The organism is Paracidovorax wautersii, from assembly GCF_900113035.1.
In the GTDB taxonomy this organism is placed as follows: domain Bacteria; phylum Pseudomonadota; class Gammaproteobacteria; order Burkholderiales; family Burkholderiaceae_C; genus Paracidovorax; species Paracidovorax wautersii.
Genome location: NZ_FONX01000019.1, coordinates 33384 through 48472 on the forward strand (window position 1 = coordinate 33384; position 15089 = coordinate 48472).

General features: G+C 61.5%; 13 protein-coding genes and 1 pseudogene. 8 read left to right on the forward strand and 6 right to left on the reverse strand.

Annotated elements, in window-relative coordinates:
• Window positions 1-388: 388 nt before the first annotated feature.
• The 3 genes from BM070_RS20895 to BM070_RS20905 form a co-directional block, all read right to left on the reverse strand.
• Window positions 389-1816, reverse strand: coding sequence for a hypothetical protein (locus BM070_RS20895; RefSeq protein ID WP_139222896.1), 1428 nt, complete (start codon window positions 1814-1816; stop codon window positions 389-391).
• A gap of 508 nt (window positions 1817-2324) precedes the next feature.
• On the reverse strand, window positions 2325-3923 hold the full coding sequence (locus tag BM070_RS20900; RefSeq protein ID WP_092941541.1) for a ComEC/Rec2 family competence protein: 1599 nt from the start codon (window positions 3921-3923) through the stop codon (window positions 2325-2327).
• A gap of 520 nt (window positions 3924-4443) precedes the next feature.
• On the reverse strand, window positions 4444-5439 hold the full coding sequence (locus BM070_RS20905; protein WP_175518569.1) for a ParB/RepB/Spo0J family partition protein: 996 nt from the start codon (window positions 5437-5439) through the stop codon (window positions 4444-4446).
• A gap of 467 nt (window positions 5440-5906) precedes the next feature.
• Between BM070_RS20905 and BM070_RS20910 the strand changes: the two are divergent.
• A pseudogene (locus BM070_RS20910) lies at window positions 5907-6259 on the forward strand (MFS transporter); the annotation flags it as partial.
• A 456-nt stretch (window positions 6260-6715) separates the two neighbouring features.
• Here the strand turns inward: BM070_RS20910 and BM070_RS20915 are convergent.
• The gene (locus tag BM070_RS20915; RefSeq protein WP_092941545.1) at window positions 6716-7009 is read right to left on the reverse strand and encodes a helix-turn-helix domain-containing protein; all 294 of its coding nucleotides are present in this window, start codon (window positions 7007-7009) and stop codon (window positions 6716-6718) included.
• 127 nt (window positions 7010-7136) lie between these two features.
• Between BM070_RS20915 and BM070_RS20920 the strand changes: the two genes are divergently transcribed.
• From BM070_RS20920 to BM070_RS20950, 7 genes are all read left to right on the forward strand, one after another.
• Window positions 7137-7385, forward strand: coding sequence for a hypothetical protein (locus tag BM070_RS20920; RefSeq protein WP_139222897.1), 249 nt, complete (start codon window positions 7137-7139; stop codon window positions 7383-7385).
• Window positions 7386-7459: 74 nt separating this feature from the next.
• Window positions 7460-8257 carry a hypothetical protein gene (locus BM070_RS20925; protein ID WP_139222898.1) on the forward strand — a complete coding sequence of 266 codons (798 nt, stop codon included), beginning with the start codon at window positions 7460-7462 and terminating at the stop codon, window positions 8255-8257.
• Window positions 8258-8450: 193 nt separating this feature from the next.
• A complete protein-coding gene (locus BM070_RS20930; protein WP_175518570.1) occupies window positions 8451-8816 on the forward strand; it encodes a hypothetical protein in 366 nt (121 codons plus the stop codon).
• Complete coding sequence (locus BM070_RS20935) at window positions 8813-9091, forward strand: hypothetical protein (RefSeq protein WP_092941553.1); 279 nt, start codon at window positions 8813-8815, stop codon at window positions 9089-9091. Before BM070_RS20930 ends, BM070_RS20935 begins: the two co-directional genes overlap by 4 nt.
• 93 nt (window positions 9092-9184) lie before the next feature.
• Entirely contained in the window at window positions 9185-9649 is a 465-nt protein-coding gene (locus BM070_RS20940; protein WP_092941555.1) for a hypothetical protein, read from the forward strand.
• A 95-nt stretch (window positions 9650-9744) separates the two neighbouring features.
• Entirely contained in the window at window positions 9745-11427 is a 1683-nt protein-coding gene (locus BM070_RS20945; protein WP_353615612.1) for a cyclic peptide export ABC transporter, read from the forward strand.
• Entirely contained in the window at window positions 11424-11786 is a 363-nt protein-coding gene (locus tag BM070_RS20950) for a hypothetical protein (protein WP_092941559.1), read from the forward strand. The genes BM070_RS20945 and BM070_RS20950 overlap by 4 nt, the downstream gene beginning before the upstream one ends.
• Before the next feature lie 646 nt (window positions 11787-12432).
• Here the strand turns inward: BM070_RS20950 and BM070_RS20955 are convergent.
• Both BM070_RS20955 and dbpB read right to left on the reverse strand, forming a co-directional pair.
• Window positions 12433-13602, reverse strand: a complete 1170-nt coding sequence (locus tag BM070_RS20955; RefSeq protein WP_092941561.1) for an AlbA family DNA-binding domain-containing protein — start codon at window positions 13600-13602, stop codon at window positions 12433-12435.
• Window positions 13603-14008: 406 nt separating this feature from the next.
• Window positions 14009-15088, reverse strand: coding sequence for a DGQHR domain-containing protein DpdB (gene dbpB, locus BM070_RS20960; RefSeq protein WP_092941563.1), 1080 nt, complete (start codon window positions 15086-15088; stop codon window positions 14009-14011).
• Window position 15089 lies beyond the last annotated feature (1 nt).

Here is a 15089-nt window from a genome sequence, read left to right on the forward strand (position 1 = left end):
TGTTGGGGCGTGAGATGGAGAAGGATGTTGTCGCATTCCTTCGGCCAGCGCTCGACATGCGCGCACCGCAAATTTCAACGACGCTTTTACCGATTGCCAGTTAGTCCATCGAAGCGGTTTTTAGACTCGCTAATGCGCCCCTGCCAAGGTTGTTCGAAAGCCGGTAGGCTACACGCCCTTATGGCTCGACATCCCTTCAGCAGCACGTTGCGGCAGCAACTGCAGCCCTTGATTACCGCGTTCACCGCTTCGGCCAAAGGTGGACCCTGCCAGAGCGAGGCGGCTCTGAATGGCATCGTGTTCGTTCTGCAGCCCACTAGCACCTGCATCAAGCCAGCCGGTCTCAGTTATTACAAGCTCTTATCCAAAAGTGGCCATCCCCCATAGCTCATAACTTGCCCAGCACACTTGACTTCAGACTCGCTGACACCCCTTCCGCGGCGCCAAGGATGTGTTGGTACGTTTGCAGGTCAACAGCAACTGAAATCGCCTCGAGCAGCAGTGCGTAACGTCTATCCGCGTCTCGCAACCGTACTCGAACATGCTCGGTCAGCGCAGCAAAGCCGTCCTTCTCCCGCCGATGCAGGGCTTCCGTCTCGTCCAGCCGCGCCTGCCACGACGCCAGCCGCTCCGCTTCCGCGTTGAGCTCTGCCGCCCGCTTCGCATTCTGGGCCTCGACTTTCTCGGCCGCCCGTTGAAAAGCCCGCTGCATCATGTTCTGCCCCTCTGCCTCGATCTCTTGGGCTCGAGCCAGCAACATCGCCGTGAACTGCGCCTGCTCTTCCTCAAACTGCTTCTCCCGCTTGAGCAGCGCCGCAACCCGGTCGGCGTACTCCCTTTCGGCCTGCCGGTTGGCCTGCGCCTGCTGATAGCTGACCCGTGCCTTCGGCTTGGCGGACAGCCGCGCCAGCCCCGCAGGAAACCCCACCAGACTGTAAAAGTCGCTCTGGAATTCCTTCAGCCCTGCCCGGTAGCTGGCCTGCTGCTCCTTGGGCGCGCCCCCTTCGGCCTTACTTCTGTCGGCAGCACTGTGTCCCGGATGCAAGGCACGCACGGGCGATCCATCGGGATGCGCGACCAGCGCGTGCAGATGACCATGGGCTTCATCGGTGTGCTCGATCACCGAGACGAGCATGTCTCCATAGATGCGCCGAAGCCGCGCAACGCACAGCGCGCGCCACTCCACGTATTTGGCATCCCGGTCGTCCGGCGGCCCCGGATACGACATGACTTCCGCGAGCACCGTTGGAACCCGGACGTCCTGCCTGCGCTGGGTGACGCGGCCGGTCTTTTTCACCACATAGGGCACGGTGTTCCGGGCGGCGCGCTGCTTATGCGCCTCGTACCACGCCCAGAGCTCCTGGGGTTGCGGACCATGCAGGATCCGTGGCTGCTGGGGCCGTAGGCCCTGGGCAATCAAGTGCCGGTACCCAGTGGCCGATGCACGCAACGCCTCGTTCAGGATGTCGGCAATGGCAGGCTTGCCCTGCTGCACCGCCCCACTCTTCGCCCGCGAAGCCACGCCCTGGATCGCATAGATGTGGACCCGTACGAACTGCGCGGGCGGACGATACTCATCCCTAGGCAGCAGTGACGTCAGCACCGGCGGCGGAGGCAACTGCGAGCGCGAAGTCTTCTTCGATGTCGACGACCGCTTCGTGCGCAAAGAGCCTGACGTTGCGACGAGCGCATGTTGTGAAGTTGTGGGCCTCAGCGGTTGGGAGGAAGGCTTCGGCAACGATGGTGGATTCGCCACCGCAGCCACTGCGGCAGCGATGGGGCTTCGGACGAGTCGTTGATAAAAGGCGATGGGCATAGCGGGTCTTCGGTGAGATCGATGCATCCCACTGTGCCCACCCGCTGTATCCAGAAGGCCGGGCTTCGTGCGCGAAGGGGCTCTTCATTTGGCTGTTTCCTGCAATGGCTCTTGGATTCGCCAACGGCTCGAATTGACGCCGGTGCTCAACGTCGGCGAAACCCCTGCGTGATCGAGGCAACCGCGTGACCGAACTACCTGCGACAGCGAGGCTTCGTTTCCGTTGCTCCAGGGCTTGCGCCCTGTCGTGCTTCGTCGCCGTACCTGCGATTCCGAGGGGATCGATGTCGGGCCCCTCCGGAGATGAAACCAGCGCACCTCCAGAACCGTTCTCTGAATTTCGGTCGGTGCAGTTCCTGGCTCAAGCGACTGATCTTGCATGAGGTGGTCAGCAGCGCCCTGACGCTGACCAGGGTCATCCTACGGCATGGCGCCGCCGAGGGCAGACTGGGAGGCGATGCTGGCCTCCCTGAAGTCCTTGCGAGCGGCGACCCACCGGCGGACGAACTCATACCTGTGCCGGTACGACCGCGCGGCACCCGGAGTGGCAGCAGACCGCCGCAGGTGGAAGCGTCGGCGCTATGGACCAGCCGATCAGCACACCACCGGCATGCGTGTAGGGCGGGGGCGCGACTGGTGTCCATGCCGTAGCGCGGGCGCACGAGCCACCGCCCGGCAGCGACAAGCCCGGTTTCGCAAGCCAACCGGCGTCGTGTATCCATCCAGCGGCATGGTGCCCCGCTGTTGCGTGAAGCGTCGGATGCCCATAGTCATTCCCGCAGCCGAACGAGTAGACAAGGCGCCGGTAGTCGCCGCCTACTGCACGGGGGATAGCCACCTGTGTCGTCGGTTTGGCCCCATGGTGGAAGGCAGTGAGGGCCACGCAGCACGGCGTGATCGCCATGGACTTCAGCGTGGCAGGGAAGAAATGATAGTCGCAGTCGCCGGGCAGCAGCCAGTAATGCTGGTTGTCCTGGCGTACCACGGCGACGATAAGGCCAGAATGGTTGAATTGCTTGCTGGCGCCCTGTGCAATCAGCAGTTTGCCAGTCTTCGTCGTAGCAGTGATGGTGTTAGGAGGCGGCCCGGTCAAGTCGAGTGTCCGGACACTACCGCCTTGGGCCCACACTGAGTGAGCGAACGTCATGAAGGCTGCGCTGCCTGTCGTGGCAGGCGCAGTCCATTCCAATTTATGCGCAGGGTAACCCGCGGTGGCCATGGCCTTTGTGACGGCGCCGCACCAGTGATCCTCGTCCGCATGGCTCAGGATGACCGGCGGCGACGCGCTGGTGCAGAACCTAAGCCCTGGCAGAGCCGCGTCCAAGGCGTGGTTTCTGCCGCAGCCCATGTCGATGTAAAGCTCTGGCGTAACGTGGGACTGGTCCAGCCGCACAAGCGCCTGGGCTGCGCCTTGGCCAACGTCATACACAGCCAGGTGCTCCGCCCACAACCCATGCTTGGTTAGCCGTGCGCCGGCCCTCCGTGCCGCTTGCTTGAGGATGGCTGGCATCCTGAATCGTCGGCCGGCCTTGGCCAGGGATGTCTTAGACAAGGCCTTCACAGCGTCGATCGCGGCGGGAAGGCCCGCATCGAAGATTGAAGCGAAGTAGGTAACGCGACAAAACGGTATGTCAGCCATCTTGCCGACAGTGACCCGCGCCTGAAACCAGTCCGGCGTGATGCCTTGCCGCCAGCGACGCAACGCGTCGTCGGGAGTGGCCAAGCCGCCGCCCAGCGAGGCGTTCAGCAGCATCATGTGCCAGCGTGCGCCGCTGGGTTGGTACGTGAAGCGCCCGATCTGTGCGTTGCCCAACGTGACCTGACCGTAAGTGGGCTTGCCCTTGACGTCGTTGATCCAGTCCCGATAGGACAGCTCCAACCAGTCCATGGCCCAGTCCGCGCCAATCACTTCGAACGTGGCAATGCTTGCCTTCGCCCCGTCTTCCGAGCGCGGTTCGCCCCCCTCCGCAGGCCCCGTAATACTGAGTAGCCGGGCCAGCACTCGGAACCCGCCATAACGGTGGTTGGCGAGGACTCTTCTTCCAAGCCTAGGGTCGTAGTGCAGGTAGGGGCAGTCGGCGTACAGCGCGTTGTTCTGCGTAGCCATATGTTAGGAGTTGCGGAGCCGAGGTAGCACAGTCTAATGACGAGTCTGCACGGCAATTGCGGCGCATAGGCATTTCAACCGGTGTCTGGAAAATCGTGCTAGTGCATTGTTGAGCAGCCGATACTTGCCTGAAGGGCGAGACCCCTTCGCTGCCGTTGCTCCAGGGCTTGTGTCCTGTCGGATGTTGCAGCCGCATCTGCGCTTCCGGAGATTGAAAGATCGATGTCGAGTCTCTTCGGAGACGAGGCCCATCGCAACCGAAGCCACTACGGATCCGGCCTCTTCGGCACCGAAGTGCCTGCTGCGTGAACGCAAGCCCCGACACCGGTACTGCGATCTCGCACTGCATCGCAGCCGAAGATCCCTCGTTGTCGAAGCCGGGTCCCACCTGGGTCCAGGTGGGTCAAAGATGGCGCTTATGAACAGACTACAGCCCATCTTCCGGACCTTGATCCGAGATCGGCTCCATTGCTCGCCTATGCGCCCCGCCCTTCCCGTTCGAGCCTTGCCCGGCGTGCTTTCAAACGGCAGCATCTTCAGGCGGAGCAGTAGGCTGTGCTGCCGGAATAGCAGCCGCCGGGGCACTCGGCCTCAGGTCCTTCGTGCTTTGGGTGGTCCTAGCGGCCCTGGCGGTCCTGCTCGTGGTGTGCGCCTTGAGTACGTTGTCCGCCAGAAATTGCACCACGCTCTCCATCAGCAGCGCCTGCAGCGCATCGGTCATCCGGCTGTCGATGTGGAGATCGAGCTTGCCCTGCGCATCGCGCTGCCAGTGGCCCAAGGGCTGGCCGTTCCATTCCAGCGGGAAGGCTTCAGGCGATGTTGATGGTTCTGACTTTTGCGCTGTCGCTGCCGGAGGCGCTTCTTCGGACCGCATCCGTCCATGCCTTGCCGCCTCCACGGCTTCTTCGATGCGCTCGACCACCCTCCGGGCCGTGGGCCGCGGGGTTTCCTCCTGAATCGCCGCGGCTTCGAGCAGGACCGCATCCGCGTCTTTGGCCAGTGCCGCCTTGAGTTTGGGGACATACGCGTACTGGATGTCGCTTGGTGATGTGAAGGCCTGAATGACGTCCCCGGGCAGGCTGCAGAGATCGAGTGACCGGCTGACCATCGAGGCGCTCACGCCCAGGAGCGCAGCGATCTCGTAGTTCTTGATGGGCTGCAGCTGAGCCTGGAGGGCTTTCACCTGCTGCGCTGACTCCCAGGGCGTGAGGTCCTGGCGTCCCGTGTTCTCGCGCAGGCGGTTGAGGCTGTCGTCGGCGGCCGATCCTTCGCTGGCGATGATTGCCAGAACGGGGACCTGCGCCAGGCGGCAGGCCCGTAGGCGGCGTTCGCCGCTGATGAGGACATGCCGGTCGGGCGTACCAGGGATCAGGCGGACCTCGATCGGCACGATATTGCCGCGGCTGGCCTGGATGCTGGAGAGCAGCGCGTGGAAGCGGGGCGTGTTGTAGGAGATCTCGCTGCGGTTGGGCGTGGGGGCGATGATGACTGCATGAGGGTCCAGATACAGGACCATGCGCGTCGGGTGCGAGGTGGGCGAGGTAGACGAAGGGGCCGTCGGTTGAGGCGATGCAGTCTGTTCCATAGGAAGCTCCGAAAGCTGGGGCACGAAGGGGGCCCATCTCCGGGAAACTGCAGCGAGACAACGCGCACGGCTGCAGCACCCGGGGATGGACCGGGTTGCTGCAGGACCAGCTCTGCGGTGCACAGGCTGGCCACGGAATTTGGGGTGCCGCCGAAGCGGCGCTGCGTTGCTATTGCCTGTGCAGGAGGCAATTTAGCAATTTCAGAGACGCTTGTGGGGCGAGGCGGGGCGTTTGGGGACGGTTCATTTGGGCCGTGAACACCACGCGGATACAGGTACCGATATCTTGCATGGTGCAAGAAATGGAGGGGAGTTCCGGCCGGCGGGCCCTAGCGCCAGTCAGAATCTCGGTCTAGATAGCTGCCCCTTCCGCATTGGTTGGACCCTCGCCCTCTGGCATGCCCGAATCCGCCACCCCATCTTCTTCCTCGGCAGAGCCCGCGCCGCCATCACGCGTCCTGTGAGCCATGTTCATGTGCCTGCGGTCGGGCTTCGCGCTGAGCCAGGCTTTCCGCACGTTCACGAGCATCATGGCCACAGATCTGGAGGCGGACTTCGGCATCTCGCCAGATTCGCTGAGCGCTTTCTCGGGGCTGTTCGGCCTGTCGTTCGGGGTGATGCACTTGCTGATGGGCATCGCATGAATCTGTACGGCCTGCGCCGCATGGTGCTGACGGCGTTTCCGCTGGTGGAGATCGCGGCGGCGGTGTCTGCTGGCGCGCCCAGCAATGGCTTGCTGATGCTGGGGCAGTTTTCGGCTCCTGCCGAGGTCACCACTGCTGCCGCAACGCGACACGCTGTGAGTGGGATGACCAGTCAGCCATCTTGAGGACTCGACCTCGCCATGCAGTCCTATGGTCAATGAGTCCCGCGCGCCTGTCGCGAACGCTCCAGCGAAGTCATGGCCGACTCCAAGGTCGACGCCTTCACCCCACCGGACATGGACAGGCGTTGGTGTAGTTCTACGTTAAGAGGAACGACAGGCTCGGCCACTAGAACTCGCATCCGTGCCTGCTGCAAACCACTCTGTACCGTCGTCTCCGGCTCAGGCTTGGGTGTCCCTTGGTCTGCTGAAATGCCTGTCTCCGATTTGTGGCCCATGGCGGAACTCATTCGCTGCGGTTGGCAGATTGTCAACTGAGTCAGCTGACGAGCGTGGCGCACTCCTAAATTCAAGGCTAGGGTGGCGGCTGGAGCCCAGCCGCTGCTATGAAGCCTGAGAAACCGCCGCCTTATTGGTCTCGAATCGGCCGATCAAGTCGCTTGCGCTGCACCCTAACGCATCTGCAATTTTGACGATTGCAACGAGGTTCGGAACGCGTTCGCCGCGCTCGATGCGCCCCATATGCGCTCGCTCAATAGAGGCCTCCAGTGCGAGGTTGAGCTGTGACATGCCCTTCGCGGTACGGACTTCCACAACGGCTTTGCCGAAGCAATGAGCGACCACAGGATCGAAAGTTGTTGAGCCTTCAGGCCGCCCTCTTTTTAGGTTTTTCTGCATGCAGACCAGCCTTCCTGCATGAGCCTAAAAAAACGACGTTTAAACAAACTCTTTTGATGTACAGTTATCCATCTGGTGCCATACAGATGGGAAGCACCGTCCCCAACCCTCGTCAAAAGGATCAGGAATGCAATTTCGCTTGTATGCCGCAGCCGCCCCACTGATCGGAATGATGGTCACGCTGCTGCCTCAACCTGCCAGCGCGCAGCAACAGGAGCCTCTCTCCACTGCAGCCACGATGCCTCTGACCATGCCATCGCAAGCAGCGCCCTCGGATACAGACTTAACGGCTGCGGTTGCAGCCCGTCAGGATTCCGACCCCCAGTTCAACGGCTCCATCAAGGATGAGATCTCAAGCAGCACCTCTCAGCAGTAGGGCAAGCCCATTGCTCCCTCCTCTTCGAGCCCTTTACCCGCCACCCCATCGATCACCACCCAATGCGCCCCTCCTTGAAGCAGCTTGCCCTTGCACTGACCGCCACTGCCTTGCTGCTGCCCTTGGCCCCTTCGTTCGCCCAGACCATCTACCGCCCCCAGGACACCACCGGCGCCCTAGCCTCGTACGAAGTCCTGGGGGTGCGGTTGGGCATGAGCGAAGCTGTTGCCGTGGCCGCCATCCGCCAGCGCTTTCCTGCGGGCACCAAAGATGCGAGCGGGAAACCGATCAACCTGCGCGTTTCTGACTACCAGCTCACGAGTCCCCGCACCAATGCGCGGGTGCGCGCCGGCGTGCGCTTCGATCTGGGCCCGGAACTCCCGCCCGGCCGGTCGTCGGGTGCGAGCAATTTCAACTTCATCAAGTTGCTGGTCCATGAAGGACGGGTCTGGGCCGTGTGGCGGGATGACCAGGGTGCGCGCTACCCATACGAGCAGACGGTGGCCGAGGTGCAGGCCAAGTACCGCAGCGCGATGCCGATTCCCAGCGCCTTCATGCTGGTCAATGGCGGAACGATCAGCCGAGAGCCAGGGCCACCGGCGATCGACGGGCTGCAGTTGTATGCGGGTCAATGCCTGGCTCCGCCGCTGGCGAGTTCTTCGTCTGGTGACAAGATTTCGCTCGATCCCGCCTGCAACAAGGCTTTCCACTGGAGCTACCAGCCGCGTATCGAGGGCGGTGTGAAGGTCTTCGCGTCGGGCCATGTGCAACTCGTGGATCTGGAGCAGGGCCGCGCGTTTATGCGCACTCTGGCATCCGCTTCCGGGACCCTGCCTGGCGACAAGCCCCGCACCAGCAATGCCCAGCTGTAAGTACGAGTGGGAGCATTTCGCGTCGACGGGCTACACATGGCCCTCCGCCCAACAGTGCGGGGGGACGGTGTGGGCACCGATCCCGTCAATTGACTGGGACCGGTATTGCGCAGGCCGGATCGTGCCCTACCCGCGCGATGCAGCCTGGTGCGTTTCGCCAACGCATCAGCCCGTCATCTGCCAGCACTCCAGCGTGGAGATGAGTCTGTGCCTGTGCGCAAACTACGGGCAGCGGGCCCGTCTCGCCAATTTGCTGGCGCATCCCCATCTCGACTGGGATGACATCCACCCCGGGGCCCGGGCCGACGGCCATCTGTATTTGCGGGACAGGGAGGGTTTGCTCTCGGTCCTGGAGCGCAGTGCGCTGGCACGAACCTATGTGATGAACCTGCGGCCGAATCACTTCGATCCGGAACTGATGGAGTGGGCGCACGCGAAGTGCGCAGTGCTGCTGGCGCGGGACGCCGCCTGGGCAGCGGTGGATGAGATGGATGAGGGGGTTGCGCCCGGCGATGTGTGCGAACTGGACTGCGAACTGCAATGGGAAGGATCGTCATGAGCGCGGACATCGATACCAGCGTGGTCTATCGCGTGGGCGATGGCTACGGCGTCAACAGCGCGGATGTGCGCGGCTACGGCCGGCGAGTGCTGGAGCGCGAAGCGAATGCCCGGGAGGAGCGCTTGCGGGAGCTGCAGGCAGAGGTGGCGCGGGATGAGGCCTGGTTCCGTTCCCGGCTTGTGGCGGTCTGCATCGGGGCTTTTCTGCTGGCGCTGGGCTACGTGGGCTTTGCCGAGTGGCAGTTGCGCCAAGACATCCAGGCCTTGCAGCGATAAATCCAATGGCATGTCCGGACTGCAGTGCTGCCGCGTGCCGCGGCGCACTTCCCTCCGGCGTGCGCGTGTCTACATCCAAGAGGAAGAACAAGAATGGCTGTTTCGATCATCACCGGCGTCCTGCAGGAGCTCGGGCCCAGCGTGCAGCAGACGTCAGGGCACATCGGCTCGACGCAGTTTTCTTACATTGAATTCGAAGATGGGCGCGTCCTGCGCGACATCAGTGTGCTGGGAGGGCTGCAGGGCAAGCTGGATGCAGCACTGGACGATGAAGGTCCTGTGGAGTTGCACCTGGCCCAAGGGGGCAAGAAGTCCGATCTGGTGATCGCCCTCAAGGGCCGTGATGGCAGGACCTTTGCGGTGGATCTGGGTGGCAGCGGCACCTCGCTGGGCTACATCACGATCGCCGGGGCGCTCGTACTGGGCCTGTTTCTGCTGCCGCTCTTTGGCGCCGGGCTGCTGTTCTGGTGGTTCGCGTGGCGGACTTGGCGTGGACTGCGGATCGTGCAGGACGCACGTGCGCATGTGCGGGGTTTGGCGCAGGCCATCCTGATCTGAGCAGGTGTTGGATCGTCACCCTACCGCCCTGCCCTCCTGACTGCTGCCGGATGCCTTCAGCACGCCACACTGCCCACCCAGCGCCATCGCTGGTCTTGAATCTGCGTTACCTGCTGCGTCCGCACCTGGGCTGGATCTCGGTGTCGGTTCTCACGGGCCTGTGCGCCGGCGCAGCCACGGTGGGCTTGCTGGCGACGGTCAACGCAGCATTGCACGATGGCGCTGCGTTGTCGGGATCAATGCTATGGGCTTACCTAGGTCTGTGCGGCGTGGCCCTGGTGGGCCGCGGACTTTCGGACGTGGGCACCAATCGGGTAGGTCAAGCCATCGTGGCGCAGCTGCGCAAGCAATTGGCTGCAGACATCCTGCACGCGCCCCTGGAGGCGGTGGAAAGGTTTGGGAGTCACCGGCTACTGCCGGTGCTCACGCAGGATGTGGAGATCGTGAGCCACTTTGCTTTCACGCTGTCTGCAACCCTGATCTCGGCCGCCGTGACGATGGGGTGTCTACTGTATCTGTCGGTGCTGTCGCCGGGGTTGTTCGGACTGATGCTGGCGGCCCTGGTAGTGGGCACCGGACTGCAGGTCCTGGCGCAGGCGCGGGGGATGCGGGGGTTCTGGTCGGCGCGAGGACAAGAAGAGCAATTGCACGGCAACTACCGGACGTTGAGCGATGGGGCGAAGGAGTTGCGGCTGCATCGGGAGCGGCGGACACGCCTGCTGGCACAGATCACGAAAACCGTGGAGGCGATCCGTTCGGCCAACGGCCAGGCGGTCAATGTCTACGTGCTGGCGAAGGCATTCGGAGCGGCGATCTTCTTTCTGCTGATCGCGCTGGTGCTGGCCTGGGGCACTTGGCAGGAAATCGAGGCGGCGGTGCTCAGCGGGTTCGTACTGGTGCTGCTGTTTCTGAAGGGGCCGATCGATCAGATCGCGACGGGATTGCCAACGTTCGGGCGGGCGCGAGTCGCGCTGCAGCGGATCGAGGAGTTGCGGGGGCACTTCGCGCCGAGCGGGATGGACAGCGAGGCCGCAGAGCAGACCACCGCGCCAGCGCCTGCGGCCATGGAGTTCATCGAACTGCGGGGTGTCACGTACCGGTTTGCGGCAGACACGCCAACGGATTCCAGCTTCGCGCTGGGTCCGATCGATCTGGAACTGCACAAGGGTGAGCTGGTCTTCATCGTGGGCGACAACGGCGCTGGCAAGACCACGCTCATGAAGTTGCTGCTGGGCCTGTATGCGCCCACGGACGGGAAGATCCTGCTGGATGGGCAGCGGGTGACACCCCAGATGCAGGACGACTATCGGCAGCTATTCAGCACGGTGCTGTCCGACTTTTATCTTTTTGATGAACTGGTGGCTCGCAGGCGGGATGCGACGTCACTAGCATCAGAAGCCGCACGCCATCTTGAGCGGCTGGGACTTGGGCACAAGGTGTCAATCCAGGATGGGCGACTGAGCACGACGGATCTATCGACGGGGCAGCGCAAGCGGATGGCGTTGCTGCACGCTTATCTTGAAGAACGGCCGGTCATCGTGCTGGATGAGTGGGCTGCGGATCAGGATCCGGGATTCCGGGAAAGGTTCTACACCGAGCTGTTGCCCGAGTTGCGGGAGCGGGGGCATCTGCTCGTGGTGATCAGCCATGACGAACGATACTTCGCGATGGCGGATCGAGTGCTGCGGATGCGTGAGGGACGATTGGTGGAGGAGCCTTGCTTGCGGGCCGCCCACGCACTATCTGCACATCGGCACGCACTGGAGGCGATGGCATGACAACCCCAGTGCTTGTGACCCAAGCCCCGTCCACCGCCGAACAGCCTGTTATGGAGCTCAGGGAATGGCGGGTGCTGGAGGACAGGGATGCCGAGTTGCTGCTGATAGGGCTGCATGTCGATACCGACCGGATCAGGATCTCGACGCCGGTGGTGTCGTGGGATCACGGGCAGCGTACGTGGTCCACGCAGTCGGGGCGGGTCTACCGGACGGCGTTACCGCCGGGGGAGTTTCTGACGCCGGAGCGGCTTGCGGGGATTGTCCTCGCCCGGGGGCTGCGCGGGCCGATGATTGATTGGACTGAGGTGGTGTGGGCGGAGATGGAACCGCTCTCGGGAGGCTTGAGATCGGCGCATTGAGAGCCAAGCCAGATTTCTCACTTCTGATAATTTTCAGTATCAGAAATGAAGCGACTATTGCGATGCATGACAGCCAATGGGTGCTTGCGCCTTGAACGATAGACCGTTTCTGCCCCATTTGCGAAAATCCTGGACGAACTTTGTAGGCCTTGAGGGCTGAAGGCCAGAATGGGGCTGGCTCGCAGTGAGGTTTCTGTAACCGTTGCAATCAAGCTCGCAGCGAAGCAGTGTTTTCAGTTGGCTCATAGTCTCAGCGGCTTCCACGAGATCGACTAGATTCTGAGATTAGTTGCAGGTGTTTGCGAGTACACGAGCAAAGACTGACAGCAACATACTCGCAGCGGAATCACTGTTAATGCCGCTGAAGTGGGGTACCACTCCCTCTAGAAGCACGAATGGAATAACGACGTCAGGCTCTGCACCCTTGACTGTAGAGACGCTCAGCGACATCACCACTTTCAAACTATTTTATACTCAAGCAGCAATGTGTTCCACACACTGATTAAAATCTGCCCTCTAAACTCAGTCTGTCGATGGGAATGACGCCAACCGGGCATTTTCAATGTCGACTGAATAGATGCGGCGCTTGAAAATACTAAAGCCTTTGGCGGTGCTTAGCCCGCCGTTCCAGCGAGCCGTCGTTCACCTACCGCCGCTGTTGAGGCGACCATTCGCCAGCTTCATTGTAGTTGAATGAGCGAATCAGTCCGGCGGATTGCCAAACAAGGTCGAATACTTGGTGCAGCGCCTGCGGTGCGGTCTGATCGGCTGGAAGCAAAGTGTCAGGCAATACCAGTATGGAACGGTCAAAGAAGCCCTGGTGATCGTCGAGGTTGTAGCGCCAGCGATCAAGACCGAGTTCAACGTGGTTTGCATCAATGATCGAGATCATGCAGGTCATCTCAAGCCCTATGCCGAGATGCTGGTACTCGGCGCGCAAGCGATCTAGCAAAGCGATGAAGTGCTCCTCATATGCAAGACTTCCTAGCGGAGCGCGTTCGCCCGCCGCATATGTCAGTACTTTAACGGTTTCGAAATAGCCATTGCGGAATAATTGGGAATAGCCATGTGTGCCTTCTGGCCCCGGATTTCTCACCACCAAGGCGCCATCCGCATTTACTCGCGCGCCGGGAATCGTGACCCCGAGGATTGGCAACGCCCGGTCTATCATGTAAGGGATTGGGTCGACTTGAACTAGGCCAAGAGCCGCCTGTGTAGGTACAAAATGACCGATCAGCAAGGCGCCAGGCACCAGTCGGTGTGGCGCCTCCCCAGCCATCAGCCGCCCCAAGCGCTCAGTCCTGAAGTTCCTTACCGCTTCGGCCTGCCGCTCGGATTTAAGGAACAACCCCCGGATCTCCGGAACGTCCAGTTGCCGCTTGCGAGCTCCCTCACGGACGAAAAAGTGCTGATTGGTGTTCACACGATGCGGCCCTGCCCAACTCTGCGGCACCCGCACTACAAGAACAAAGCCTCCACCAACCTGCACGGGCTGAACCTGAACACCGGGGATGCGCGGCTGAACGCCGTGCAGTAGCACGTCCTGCAGCCTGCGAGCCTCTTGGTCGGGGTTTCCAGCCTGAGCTACCACGGTGACAGCCCGTCCCTCACCATCCTCCTCTACGCCGTAAATGAGGTCACCACCAGCGCTGTTCGCGAAAGCGGATACGTCGGCTAGGAACTCATGCTTGGCTGCATCGTTGCGTCCAGGAATATCTCGCTTGAAATCAAGGTAGGTCCCCTCTGTTGCTTGCTCTGCAATGAGCGAAGAAATATCATCCTCGACCGAAGTCGGTAGATCACGAGGAAGAGCCATGCTGGTACCTGAGCGTTCTACGTAATTACAGTTATTATTTTGGCGGCATCGGCTGCAAGGACATTCGCGCCTCGGCTTCCAGCACCAATTGCCCGAACTCCCCTCTAAGCGGACGTACCCTTCGGTAATTTAAAGCAGTCCGGCCTGGGCTGCGAGGGCTCGCACTACGGCATCGAGGACTACCTCGAACTGCAGTACCCGTGCAGCGGTGCCATTTAAAAGCTGAGGCTTTTAGTGCGCTAGCTCGCCATAGAAAGCGGAAGAGTCGTGCCTTTTGGCTGCGCTCGAACATGTGCATTCCAAATCGCTAAAGAAGAAAATGCGCGCGGAGAGCGACCCCGCAATCGCGATCGGCTGAGCCCCTCTTCCTTCATAAAGATAGGCCCCCCTTTCTCAATCACCTGTGTCAGGCAGACGCAACTTTCGCCCTCTTGGCGCTCTTGGTATGCCTCACCAGAGCAACAAGGTGCTCAGCCAATTGCTGAATCTGCCTTGAGGTCACCTCAACGCGATTCCATGCGACGCGTTCCCCATTTGAGAATTGCCAGTGTCCCTCCGTCCACGCGGTCTTCCCGACCAGTGGCTCCAAGCCCTTGACGAAGGAGGTAGCCGAAATGCTGTGCGACTTGGCGTAGATCTCGTCCATCACGAAGCCCATCGCAACGATGCCCGCCCCGTGAACTAAACGAGAGGTGGTTGGCTTGTGGCCTTCCCAGGCCTTGGGGAAAACTTTCTGTACAGCCTCGAAGAAGTTGCTGAGCAGCGTGTGACTTTCCCTCAAGCCATCCTTGCGAGTCATCAGAACCTGGACGGCGCCCGCCGCCTCCGAGTTCATGATGACCTTCTGAAGCGCTGTGTCTTTGAGGAAGCCGCCTAGATGTGTCTGCATCTTGATCAACCCGTGCAGTGAACTGGACTCGTCGAAATTCAGGGTTTCAGTGAGAGAAGCAGCCAACGCCCGCGACGTCAGGCGCCCCGGCAGTTCGTTCACGCCCGGCAGGAGTTCATAGATGAGCGATTTAGGCAGCGGCTTGCTGTTGTTGATCAGAATGAACTGGCGTCGAAGCTCTTCCATGTCCTTGCAAATCAGGCAGGAAGCGAAGATCTGGAAGTCCTCCCGGCCAGTGTACGCAAGCGCGGTGAGGCGCTGCTGTCCATCGACCACAAAGCCGGGAGGGCGCTCGTCGACGGTGACCTCCAAGACGCACTGAGCACCCTTGCCGGAGATCACCTTGGCTGTCCCCACAAACGCCAGAACGAGCGCATTTGGAAGGACTGCATCTTCCTGCTCGAGGTAAGATCTGATCTCGCTGATGTGGCCAGCGACCTGCGGACGTTGAAACCCGACGGCACGTCCCTCGCTGTCGCGAGACAGGCGCTCGATGGAAGCGACCTCAACCACCTGTGCGGCAGTGGCGCGAATCATCACAACGCTGCGGCCACCCTGGACCGCTAGGAAGCCATCAAACCGAATCTTCTTGGACATC

Coding starts and splice junctions, on each gene's coding strand:
- BM070_RS20905 (WP_175518569.1), bottom strand. CDS start 5,439: ATGGTCCTGTATCTGGACCCTCATGCAGTCATCATCGCCCCCACGCCC.
- BM070_RS20935 (WP_092941553.1), top strand. CDS start 8,813: ATGAGCGCGGACATCGATACCAGCGTGGTCTATCGCGTGGGCGATGGC.
- BM070_RS20950 (WP_092941559.1), top strand. CDS start 11,424: ATGACAACCCCAGTGCTTGTGACCCAAGCCCCGTCCACCGCCGAACAG.
- BM070_RS20955 (WP_092941561.1), bottom strand. CDS start 13,602: ATGGCTCTTCCTCGTGATCTACCGACTTCGGTCGAGGATGATATTTCT.
- dbpB (WP_092941563.1), bottom strand. CDS start 15,088: ATGTCCAAGAAGATTCGGTTTGATGGCTTCCTAGCGGTCCAGGGTGGC.
- BM070_RS20895 (WP_139222896.1), bottom strand. CDS start 1,816: ATGCCCATCGCCTTTTATCAACGACTCGTCCGAAGCCCCATCGCTGCC.
- BM070_RS20920 (WP_139222897.1), top strand. CDS start 7,137: ATGCAATTTCGCTTGTATGCCGCAGCCGCCCCACTGATCGGAATGATG.
- BM070_RS20900 (WP_092941541.1), bottom strand. CDS start 3,923: ATGGCTACGCAGAACAACGCGCTGTACGCCGACTGCCCCTACCTGCAC.
- BM070_RS20915 (WP_092941545.1), bottom strand. CDS start 7,009: ATGCAGAAAAACCTAAAAAGAGGGCGGCCTGAAGGCTCAACAACTTTC.
- BM070_RS20940 (WP_092941555.1), top strand. CDS start 9,185: ATGGCTGTTTCGATCATCACCGGCGTCCTGCAGGAGCTCGGGCCCAGC.